Genomic DNA, 12,262 nt, shown 5'->3' with positions numbered 1-12,262 from the left:
CACGCAGAAATAAAAAAGCTAGAAGTTGAACTTCTAGCTTTTTTGTTTTGAAATGACTCAGTATTACTTTTACTTGCCTTCAATATCTGGCGTTTGACAAACCACATCCATATTCTGTGCTCTGTGTCTTAGGTAGTGATCCATTAAGGTTAACGCCAACATAGCTTCAGCAATAGGTACCGCTCGAATGCCCACACATGGATCATGACGACCTTTAGTTACGATATCGGCCGAAGCGCCTTCAAGATCAACGGTTTTACCGCTAACACCAATACTAGAAGTTGGCTTTAAAGCGATAGATGCCACAATAGGCTGTCCTGAAGATATGCCACCTAAAACGCCACCTGCGTGATTAGAGGCAAAACCGTCAGGAGTTAATTCATCTCGATGCTGCGAGCCTTTTTGATTAACAACACCAAAGCCATCTCCAACTTCAACAGCTTTAACGGCATTAATACCCATTAAAGCATGAGCAATTTCAGCATCTAATCGGTCAAAAATAGGCTCGCCTAAACCAACAGGAACATTGTTCGCAACAACCATTAACTTTGCGCCTATAGAATCTTTTTCACGCATAATGCCACGTAATAATTCATCTAATTGCTCAAGTTTGTTAGCATCAGGAAAGAAAAACGGATTTTCTTCAACTACATTCCAATCAATATTCTCTGCACAAACTTCGCCAATTTGAGTAACACAAGCTTGAATAGTAATACCAAATTTTTGCTGCAAATATTTTTTCGCTACAGCGCCAGCAGCAACTCGCATTGCGGTTTCACGTGCTGAAGAACGACCGCCTCCACGATAATCACGAATGCCATACTTCTGCCAGTAGGTATAATCAGCATGTCCAGGGCGAAAAGTTTGTGCAATATCGCCATAGTCTTGAGAGCGTTGATCGGTATTCTCAATTAATAAACCAATTGGAGTACCCGTTGTTTTGCCTTCGAAAACGCCCGACATTATTTTAACTTCATCAGCTTCGCGACGAGCAGTAGTAAATCGAGATTTGCCAGGTCGACGACGATCAAGGTCGTGTTGTAAATCTGCCTCGCAAAGTTCTAAACCTGGAGGACACCCATCAATAATCGCACCTAAGCCTAAACCATGGCTTTCACCGAATGAAGTGACCGTAAATAACTTCCCGAAAGTATTACCTGACATAATAAATTTTACCCGTTAAAAGTGATGATATACCCATAATATTGGCCTCAAAGTACTCTAAATAAATTTAAATCTTAGTGAGTATTCATTGTTTATTGTTTAAAGTCTTGCTGATGATTTATTAATTGCGCTTTAGTCAATTTAAACACACCATGACCGCCTCTCTCAAACCTTAACCACTGAAATGGCACTGATGGAAAAGCCGCGGTTAAATGAACTTGTGAATTGCCCACTTCACAAATAAGTACACCATTATCGTTAAGATGATCCGCCGCTTGCGCTAAAATTTGTCGAACGATATCCAGACCATCAAAACCACTACCTAAACCCATTACGGGTTCATGCAAGTACTCTTGCGGCAATGAATCCACATCTTCTTGATCGACATAAGGTGGATTTGTCACTATTAAATCATAGCTTTGCCCTTGCACCCCAGAAAAAACGTCAGACTGAATTGGAATAACTTGTGCAGATAAACCATGGCCATCAATATTAATTTGCGCCACGTTTAACGCATCAACAGAAAGATCTACGGCATCAACTTCAGCTTCAGGAAAAGCAACAGCACAAGCAATGGCAATACAACCACTGCCTGTACATAAGTCTAAAATACGTTCTGGAGACTCTTCTATTAACCCCGTGAAACTTTGCTCGATTAGTTCACCTATTGGTGAACGCGGCACTAGTACACGTTCATCAACATAAAAAGGTAAACCACAAAACATCGCTTGGTTAGTTAAATACGCAGCGGGTAGGCCTTCAACAATACGGCGTTCAAATAATTGTAAAATAGCAATTCGCTCTGTTGATACTAAGCGGCACTGCATTAATTCATTAGAAAGCTCTTGAGGTAATGCAAGCTGATGCATAACTAATGTAAGCGCTTCATGCCATGCGTTGTTTGTACCATGGCCAAAGTATAAATCAGCTTGATTAAACTGACTCGCGCCAAATCGCACATAGTCATTAACGGTATGCAGTTGTTCGCTTACCTCTGTAAAGTTTATTATTTCCACACATTCCTCAGGTTGTTCATCATATTGCATATATTTTATTATACTTTCACTTGTTATTGTTCGTCGATGTTTTTAGACTTTGCACATGAAATTTAAAGACGCGCTAAATGCGGATGAAAAAAAATTATTTAAAGATGCCGTAGGTAAGGTCAAACCTATGGTGCAGGACAGAGTACACCCGGAAAAAAGAACCATCAAGTCTAAATCAACCCTATCTAAGCAAAAAGATAACAAGGCCCTCGCCGAGTTTCATTTTTCAGATGAGTTTGAACCTGATTTAAATACTCAAGGGCCATTGAAATATGTGCGAGAGGACGTTGATAGTTTTGAAGCTAAAAACTTAAGACGCGGACAGTACACCCCTGATTTAATTTTAGATTTACATGGTTTAGATCAACATCAGTCAAAACGCGAAATTGCTGCTTTACTTGCTGCTTGCGATAAAGAGCACGCCCAATGTGTTTGTATTGTACATGGCTTAGGCGCGCGGATTTTAAAAAATAAAGTACCGCATTGGTTAGTACAACATCCCAGTGTAATGGCCTTTCATCAAGCACCTTTAGAATGGGGTGGGAATGGTGCGATTTTAGTTTTAGTGGAATTAAAAGATAAGTTTATACGCGACTAATTTACCCTAAGTATTTAAACTCCTAAGCCGATTAACAGCTAATTACGTTAACGTGCCTCTTCAATGTCATAGGGGGAAACTAAAGCCAACAATTCACCAGACATTTTATCTAAACTGTACTCTATGTTTGCTACTGAAGCCGTTTGAAACATCGGCATGACGTGATCTACGGTTAATTCAGCAACCAAGTAACTCACTAAAGGCATATGAGACACAAGTAAAATACTCTTATATTGCTCTTGGCTACAAATAGCATCTAAATAACCATGCACATCTTTAGCATTATCTTCAGGAGTAATAATCGCTAAGGTCTCTCTTTTAGCAACACATGTTAACTCATTTATTACCGCGTCAGCTGTTTGTTGTGCGCGTGTGTATGGGCTAACAAAAATGCAGTCAAATGCAGGGCTATTTTTTAATAACCATTGCCCCATAACTTGAGCTTCTTCAATACCGCTTTGGGTTAACGGTCTTTGCGCATCACTTGCTGCAAGCATTTCAGCCTGACCATGACGCATAACGAAAATTTGCATAAATACCTTAAACACAATATATGCTCACCTGGACCAAATGAACATTTTCAACTTGTGAGACTAAAACACCTTTTTCTCATTACACTAACCACACAGTGTTAAAAATCATTAGGTATATATCTTCAGAATTGGCGCTATAGTAAATGAATTACTTATATTTTTATAACATCAGTTAAGAATAAAATGGACTCACCTTATTCCTTAAGGTAATTTAGAAGATTAAAAAAATAATATTATAGATTATAGCAAAGACCTGCTGTAATTAACCTGTGCGGGAGCGAAAGTGAAAATAAGCCCGAATGACACTAAACAATATAAGTCAATTACCTTAAACAACGGCTTAAGAGTTTTATTAGTTCATAATAACGACTCTCATAAATCTGCAGCAGCTTTAGCAGTAAATGTTGGTCATTTCGATGATCCTAAGCATCGACAAGGTCTTGCTCACTTTCTTGAACACATGCTATTTCTTGGTACAAAAAACTTTCCTGATGGTAGTGAATACCAAAAATTTATTAATGAACACGGTGGTAGTAACAATGCTTGGACAGCAACTGAGCATACCTGTTTTTTCTTCGATATCGGCCATCAACACTTTGATTCTGCAATAGTACGTTTTGGTGAGTTTTTTACGTGCCCTTTATTATCTGAAGAATTCGTTAATAAAGAACGTAAAAATATAGATGCCGAGTTTAAACTTAAGCTAAAAGACGACATTCGACGCCTTTACGATGTTCACAAAGAAACCATTAACCAAGAACACCCTTTTGCAAAATTTTCTGTTGGTAGTAGTGAAACTCTAGCAGATAAAGCTGGATACAATTTACAAGCAGAGTTAAGTGCATTTTTTGACAAAAACTATCAAGCACATTTTATGACTTTGGTACTAGAAGGCCCTCAGTCGCTCGATAACTTAGCAGCATTAGCTAATGCTAATTTTTCTGATATAAAATCAAATGGCCTTGAAAAAGTTAAAATCACTGAGCCCCTTTATTACCCTGAGCATCAACAAAAGTGGATATCTGTAACACCGGTTAGAAACGATCAACAATTAATTATTAGTTTTGCAATGCCAAGTATCGATGAATATTACCGACAAAAACCGGAATCTATTCTCGCTTATTTAATTGGCCATGAAGGTCCTGGCAGCATATTGTCATTGTTAAAAAGTAAGCAGTGGGCTTTAGGTTTAACCGCTGGTTCAGGTATAAATGGCTCTAACTTTAAAGACTTTAATATTAGCATTTCACTTTCTGAGCTCGGCGCTACAAATATAAATGAGATAATAAGTATTGTATTCGCCTATATAAACTTATTGAAAAAGTCCCCACTTAATGAGCAATATTATAGAGAAAAAAAAGCATTAGCTGAGTTATCGTTTTGTTATCAAGAAAAGTTGTCGCCACTTGACTCTGTTAGTCAGCTTGTCATTAACATGCAACATTACCCAGAAAAAGATTACATCTTTGGCGACTATGTTATGGAAGGTCAAAACCAAATAACCCTAACGACCTTGTTAGGCTATTTAGTCGCTAGCAATATGCGCATAATTTCTATTGATAAAAACAGCCCTGACATGCCTCATAGCAACACAAGTAAATGGTATCAAGTGCCCTATTCTGTTAAAAACATTGCGCTTAAAAAAATCGAGCAATGGCAACAAAGTGAAACTTTAAACGCGTTAACTTTACCTAAAAACAACCCCTATATTGTTGCTCGGCCCCAGCTAATTGCTAATGAAGACTTAAGCAACACACCACAAAAGCCACCCGAAAAAATTTATCAACAAAATGGCCTGAATGCTTGGTTCAAGCATGATACAAGTTTTAATACTCCCAAAGGTTACATCTACTTATCGATAGACTCACCTGCAGTAATAGAAAGTCCGAGCTCAATCGCTATGACTCGTCTTTTTATTGACTTATACAGCGATGCCGTTATAGAAGAACATTACGACGCAGAGTTAGCCGGCATTCACTATCACTTATATTCCCATCAAAGTGGGCTAACACTACAATTGTCGGGTATTAGTACGAAACAAGAGCAACTATTGCCAAAGTTACTCGCAAGCTTAAAGCAAGGGAAGTTTTGTCCAAATAAGTTTGAATTATTTAAACAACAGCTACTTTGTCATTGGCAAAATGCAGAAAATAGTAAGTCTATATCGCAACTTTTCGCTAAACTCAGTGCCTCAATGCAACCTACAAGCCCAAGTAGCAAAACATTAATTAATGCCCTAGAAAAAATAGAATTTGATCACTTTAAAAACTTTGTTCCTAAAATTTTTGAAAACAATGCTGTTGATCTTCTCATTCATGGTAATTGGTCTAGGCAATCTGCGGATACAATAATTACTGATATTAAAAAAGTGTTCGTCAATAAATTGTCAGACAACAATCAAGTCAAAATTACTTGTAATGATATTAAAGGAAAAGGCACTTTAACATTGCCAATGGCATTACCCGCTCATGACCATGCTGCGGTACTTTATTATCCGATGCCAAATAAAGATTTACGCACAGTAGCGTTAACCATGTTAACTAACCAACTACTCTCACCTATTTTTTTCCAAGAAATGCGCACAGAAAAACAATATGGCTATTTGGTCGGTGTAGGCTTTATTCCTATTAATCGCTACCCTGGAATAGCATTTTATATTCAATCACCCCATACCGATTCGGTTACATTAACAATTGCAATGAATGAGTTTATTGCTCGCTCTAGTGACTTTATTGATCAATTACCTGCAGAGCATTGGCAACATTTACAACATGGTCTTGCCAGCCAGTTACAGGAAAAGGACTCAAATTTAAGAATAAAAAGTCAAAGATATTGGGCTGCTATTTGTAACAAAGAGCCTTCATTCAATCAAAAGAGCAAACTCATTTCAATTATTGAAAACTTATCAATAGAAGATGTTGCTGAATTTATTATGACTGTTTTCAATCAAGCCCAAAACACAGACTGCTTATCATTACTTAGTTATGAAAGTCGTCAACAATTAAAGGAAATGACAAAAAACTATGCCATTAAAAATGACGAAGAAACTTTATTGAAAATATGTCAAAGAAAATATTAATCTAGCCGATACAATGTTTAGCTGAGCTAATGGCGTTTAAATATATTTAATAATTGTTACTTTCGCAGCAATGATTGACTTCCCCCTCTACATCATTTGTAATGGGGCGTGGCATCCAAAAATAATAAAAATATATGGCATACCAACTAAGTTAAATGAGTTAGGTATGGGTTTCATTACCAAAAGGTTGTATTTGTGCTTTTGCTTCTTTTAAGAAATAAATTAATTCCCCGATGTTTTGCAGTGGTCACTTTTTTGACCCTGACAATTTTGCTACTTCCTCATACCAAGGTCCTAGCTTCACAGTACAATATTAATCAAAACCCCTTGAAATTTGAACGAATTTCGATAGCTGAAGGCCTCTCTCAAAGCTATGTTTACGATATTACCCAAGACCAAAATGGCTTTATATGGATAGCCACCCAAGACGGCTTAAATCGATATGATGGTAAGAACTTCGTTTATTATCGTCACGATAGCTCTGATCAATCATCAATTGCTGATAATTTTATTCGCAAATTATTTATAGATAAACAAAACGTGCTTTGGGTTGGCACAAATAAAGGATTGAGTCGTTACAACGAATCGCTCGATAATTTTGAAAATTTCACACATCAAACTAACGACAATAGCTCATTAAAAGACAACGAAATTTGGGATATTTATCAAGACCCCAATAATAACATTTGGGTTTCCACCAAAGAAGGTCTACATAAATTTGATCCAGAAAATCAAAATTTTTCACGAATAAGAATTCGTGGTTTTGATACTGCTTTAAAAGAGATTAAAACCATTTTCCAAGATGAAAAAGGGAACTATTGGCTTGGTACTTATGATAAAGGGATATATTTAGCCAACAATACACTAACCTTTGCAATTTCTTTAAGTGAACACAATAAATGGAATTTGAAACTAAATGCAGATGCACTTTACGATCTAAAACTCATCGACAATCAATACTGGTTAGCGACCGATAACGGTTTATTTGTTATCTCTCAAGAATATAAAATAAAAAAACATTACTCAGCTAACGCTGAAAATAAAAACGATAAACTTCTATCTAACAACGTTAGGACTATTGAGTTATTGAATGGTTCGATGGTTTGGCTCGGAACATTAAATGGCCTCAACATTATTAACTTGCTATCTGGTGATATTGATTCATATCAATCTGTACAACATAAAAATGCTATTTCCAACAATTACATATTAAAGTTATTCAAAGATAAAGCAGATAATATTTGGCTTGGAACTGATGGGAATGGGATTAACACATTTAATAGCCTTCAGTTAAAAATTAGACATGGCTTATTTAATTATAACGAAATGCCAAGCTCGGTATATGCTTTAGCAGAAACTAAAGATGGTAAAGTATGGTTTGCTACCGATGATGGACAGTTAAGTTACTTGAATTCAGATGAAAAGATTGTCCATATAAATATTGGAAACAAGTTTCCTATTTCCCACTTGATGACTGACAAGCTCGATAACATTTGGTTAAGGACTGAAGAAGAAAACTCAAACCGACCAGGAAAACTATATAACTTTAATACCAAAAACTTCACTCTTACTGAAAACAAATTTTGGAAAAACAACTCCTATCACGCCAATTTAAGTCTTATGTTTTTGATAATTAATAAAATTTGGTTTATTAACAGTAACTTAAAACTAACTTCGTTTGATATTGAAACAAATCAGTTTGAAACTTATGAAAATGGAAGTACTTTTACCTCTTTAAAATATGATAAAGATAAAACAATTTGGCTATCATCAGATCAAGGAGAGGTTTTAAGCTTCAACGTTACTAAACTAGAATTTTCAAATAAAACCTACAAGCTTTCAAATAAAATCAAATTTGGCGAAATTTCAAATATTGCGGTGTCTAATGAATGGATCTGGTTAGGCTCGCAACGCAACGGTTTAGCCTTAATTAACAAAAACAACAATACAAACTTATTTTTTAGCGAAAAAAATGGACTTAGTAATAATTTTATAGCTGATGTTGTCATTGACTCCTCAGATACAGGCTGGGTATCAACTAATATTGGTATAAATTCTGTTAACCCCTCAAACCAATTAGTCAGAACTTTTAATAAAGATATGCTATTGAATGACAATGAATATATTAGCGATAGTTCATTATTAACATCTAGTGATACCATCTTCTTTGGTGGTGTAAATGGTTTTCATACCTTTATTCCTCAAGAAGTTTATCAAATAAAACAATTTCCACTAACACCTACTATTTCAAATGTATTTATTGCTAATAAACAAGTGCCTGTCAGGAGTAATATACAGCCTAAAACATTAGAAAATCAGTATTTTTTAGAGCAGGCTCCAAACTATTTAAGTACTCTTACTTTGCAGCATACACAATCTCAATTTAGTATCGAGTTCATCTCACCAAATACTAAACTCCCCAACCAACTAAATTATCGTTACCGCTTGGTTGGATTAGAAGATAAGTGGATTGATTCAGGAAAAAATAACCAAAGAGCAACATATACGAACTTAAACTCTGGCGATTATACTTTCGAAGTACAAGCATATGATTTACAAAGCAATCAAGAAAGTAAAATCAAGTCACTTAATATTACCATCATGCCGCCTTGGTGGTTATCAACTACAGCGATAATTTTTTACAGTTGCGTTGCACTGTTGATCTTCGCTTATATTTTGCAACAAATGCGCCACAAACGCTTATATCACCTCCAAATCAAACTCAGTGAAGAACGTCTTAAATTATCACTTTGGGGTAGTGGTGACGAAATGTGGGATTGGAATATTAAAAGCGGTAAAATATTCCGTTCCAATATCTGGGGGATATTAGAGTTCCCTCAAGATGGTAAACGTAATGTTGGTGCTGACCAAACCAACATTCATCAACACGATATTCCACGTGTTAGGGAAGCTTTAAATCAACATTTTGAAGACAGTAGCCAGCATTTTGAATCAACATATCGTGTTAAAGATAAAGATAATAAATGGATATGGGTGCTAGATCGTGGAAAGATTGTTGAGCGAGATGAAAAAAACAACCCTAGCCGAATGACAGGAACACTAAAAGATATTAGTCAAATTAAACGTGCTGATGAACGTTTAAAGCTTTTTGCAAAATGTATCGAAAACATCTCTGACGCTATTGTTATTTACGACCGTCAATTTACTGTTGTTGATGTTAATAAGGCATTTCAAAGTATTACCGGAAAAAGTAAATTACAAATGCGCGGTACACTTCTTAAGTTTGAACGATATTCTGACAGCTTTAATCAAAACGTAAAGAAGCACTTAATCACTAAAGGCAGTTGGCACGGTGAGATCGAAAATACTCGTGATAATGGCGACCTTTACTTAACCGATTTAAACATTGATATAATTCGTGATGAAAGCGGTAATGTTTCTCACTTTGTTGGCGTTTTCTCTGATATAACTAAACGTAAACAAACAGAGTACGAATTAAGAAAGCTTGCTAACACTGATACTCTCACTGGCCTTCCAAATCGAGCTTATTTTCAGGCTAACCAACAGAAGTTGGTAAACAGTAAAGTACCACATGCATTATTAGTATTCGATCTCGATAACTTTAAAAAAGTTAATGACTCACTAGGCCATGAAGTTGGTGATGTATTACTCTGTAAAGTTGCAGAGCGCATTAAAGGCTTAGGTAAAAATCTTGATACCGTTTATCGTTTAGGTGGTGATGAGTTTAGTTTAATTATTGAAAATACAAATGATATTCACACGATTACTACGCTTGGTAAAGAAATATTAAAATCTATTGCCTTACCATTAAGACTCAAAAATCAAGAAATTGTACTTTATAGTAGTATTGGAATTGTTCTATATCCCGAAGATGGGAAAAATCCACAAGAATTGCTAAAAAATGCTGATACTGCGATGTACCATGCTAAAAATATTGGCGGAAATAAATATCAATTTTTTAGTGATTCTATGAATAAAACGGCGGTAAAACGCTTACAAATTGAAAGTTTAATTCGCCACGGGTTAAAAGAAGATTTATTTTCAGTTTTTTATCAACCTAAAATAGAGATTACCACTGGAAAAATTGCGGGAATGGAAGCGTTAGTGCGCTTTGAAACACCTAAAAAAGGCATTATAAGCCCAGTAGTATTTATACCGGTTTCTGAAGAGACAGGGCAAATAATTGATATTGGCGAAATAGTTTTAAGAAAAGCATGTATTGCCACTAAGAAGTGGGTTGATGCGGGGCTTTTTGACGGTCGTGTTGCCGTTAACCTTTCCGCCGTGCAATTTACCCAGCCAAACTTGGTTGCAATGATTGCAGACGCGCTGAAAGAAAGCCGCTTACCTGCCAAATATTTAGAGCTAGAAATAACTGAGGGTACTGTGATGGACTCTCCCCAAAAAGCCATTGATACTATGCTGCAAATTCGCGCTATGGGCATTCATTTATCGTTAGATGATTTTGGTACTGGCTACTCTTCATTGGCGTATCTAAAGAAATTCCCATTAAATACCCTAAAAATAGATAAAGCGTTTGTTGACGATATTGAAACCTCTGAGCAAGGTCGAAACATGGTCGCTACGATAGTTACCATCGCTCACAACTTAGGTATGCAAGTTGTGGCAGAAGGTGTTGAAACCAATCAACAACTAAGTTTTTTATCGGGTTTACGTTGTGAGCAATTGCAAGGTTATTTATATAGCAAACCACTTCCTAAAAATGATTTTCAAAAATATTTACTCTCCTTTCAAATTACGAATAAATCCACATCATTTAGTTAAAATAAACTTTAACCCTTTAGCGTCGATTTTCTGACACTTAAGTTTATCTTGTTCAATATTAAGTTTAAAGCCCTATAAATAAAGGGTTTGAACTTTTGGCACGCTTCTAGCTTATCTATTATTGAATATAATAATAACTTAAATAGGAAATAGTATGCTTAGTTCATTAATTTTATCTTTAGTAATGTCGTCAACACCAGCGGCCACAAATGTAAATGATTTCACCCCTGAAGTTGTAGGCACTAAACGTGGCACTGTTCGTATTGGTACTAAACGTGGCACTGTTCGCATTGGTACTAAACGTGGCACTGTTCGCATTGGTACTAAACGTGGCACTGTTCGCATTGATTCTAAAAATACACCAGTAGATGAAGTTGGTACTAAACGCGGCACTGTTCGTATCTAGGAAACCACTATGATTAACTTAATTAAATCATTATTTGTTACAGAAAAGACCGAAAATACTATTGCTGCAGGTATCGAAATTAAAGAGATGCCAGCTAGTACATGGTGGAATTAAGCACTTCAAGTTTAGTATTAGGCTATAAAGTGTATTAAGCATTCGCTACAAGGAAGGTAGCGTGTTTATAATAAGTTCAAGCTATTTATAAACACCAAATAGTTAACGGATTATGCAGAAAACAACAAACAATCAAAACCAAAACGCTGATAAGTCTTTAAACGTTTTTTCATACAGAACATTGGCCAAACAAAAGGCCCAAACATTAAACCCGCAGTTGCCCAACGTTTAACTCCCAAACCACTACTCATAGCCTGACAATAAAAAAAGATAGAAAATACAACGCTTAATACAACACCTAATAATATAATCATGCTCTACTCTCTTCGGAAAATATTTTTTGGAAAAAAACAGCTTTTATTAACGCGCAAATTCTAGCAAGTTTAGAGTAAATGTTCAAAAAAATTCTCTTAACTTAAATTATTCCTCCTAAATGTATATTCAGCACGGTTTTAAAAAGGCACAAAAAAAGAGGCAATATTTCGCCTCTTTTTTCGTCAAATATTGCCGCATGGCCGGCAACGACATGCCATAAAAATGGCACTAACTAGATAC

At 35.8% G+C, this 12,262-nt stretch carries 8 protein-coding genes; 4 read left to right on the top strand and 4 right to left on the bottom strand.

What is annotated here, in order from left to right; all coding sequences use genetic code 11:
- Positions 1-69: 69 nt before the first annotated feature.
- Both aroC and prmB read right to left on the bottom strand, forming a co-directional pair.
- Positions 70-1,164, bottom strand: coding sequence for a chorismate synthase (gene aroC / locus B6A32_RS05360; protein ID WP_085301752.1), 1,095 nt, complete (start codon positions 1,162-1,164; stop codon positions 70-72).
- 92 nt (positions 1,165-1,256) lie between these two features.
- Complete coding sequence (gene prmB, locus B6A32_RS05355; protein ID WP_233131326.1) at positions 1,257-2,180, bottom strand: 50S ribosomal protein L3 N(5)-glutamine methyltransferase; 924 nt, start codon at positions 2,178-2,180, stop codon at positions 1,257-1,259.
- Between the two features lie 85 nt (positions 2,181-2,265).
- Here prmB and smrB point away from each other — a divergent pair, with 85 nt between their 5' ends.
- Entirely contained in the window at positions 2,266-2,808 is a 543-nt protein-coding gene (gene smrB / locus B6A32_RS05350; RefSeq protein ID WP_085301748.1) for an endonuclease SmrB, read from the top strand.
- A 47-nt stretch (positions 2,809-2,855) separates the two neighbouring features.
- On the opposite strand, the gene sixA is transcribed toward smrB, so the two are convergent.
- On the bottom strand, positions 2,856-3,341 hold the full coding sequence (sixA, locus tag B6A32_RS05345) for a phosphohistidine phosphatase SixA (RefSeq protein ID WP_085301746.1): 486 nt from the start codon (positions 3,339-3,341) through the stop codon (positions 2,856-2,858).
- Positions 3,342-3,624: 283 nt separating this feature from the next.
- Between sixA and B6A32_RS05340 the strand changes: the two genes are divergently transcribed.
- The 3 genes from B6A32_RS05340 (at position 3,625) to B6A32_RS05330 (ending at position 11,593) form a co-directional block, all read left to right on the top strand.
- Positions 3,625-6,420, top strand: coding sequence for an insulinase family protein (locus tag B6A32_RS05340; protein WP_085301744.1), 2,796 nt, complete (start codon positions 3,625-3,627; stop codon positions 6,418-6,420).
- Between the two features lie 327 nt (positions 6,421-6,747).
- The gene (locus B6A32_RS05335) at positions 6,748-11,187 is read left to right on the top strand and encodes an EAL domain-containing protein (RefSeq protein ID WP_158088452.1); all 4,440 of its coding nucleotides are present in this window, start codon (positions 6,748-6,750) and stop codon (positions 11,185-11,187) included.
- Positions 11,188-11,341: 154 nt separating this feature from the next.
- The gene (locus B6A32_RS05330) at positions 11,342-11,593 is read left to right on the top strand and encodes a hypothetical protein (RefSeq protein WP_085301740.1); all 252 of its coding nucleotides are present in this window, start codon (positions 11,342-11,344) and stop codon (positions 11,591-11,593) included.
- Between the two features lie 224 nt (positions 11,594-11,817).
- Here B6A32_RS05330 and B6A32_RS05325 read toward each other — a convergent pair whose 3' ends face one another.
- The gene (locus tag B6A32_RS05325; protein WP_085301738.1) at positions 11,818-12,021 is read right to left on the bottom strand and encodes a hypothetical protein; all 204 of its coding nucleotides are present in this window, start codon (positions 12,019-12,021) and stop codon (positions 11,818-11,820) included.
- Positions 12,022-12,262 lie beyond the last annotated feature (241 nt).

The sequence above is a fragment of the Colwellia polaris genome, from assembly GCF_002104515.1.
GTDB classification, from domain to species: domain Bacteria; phylum Pseudomonadota; class Gammaproteobacteria; order Enterobacterales; family Alteromonadaceae; genus Cognaticolwellia; species Cognaticolwellia polaris.
This window is presented reverse-complemented; position numbering and strand designations above follow the sequence as displayed.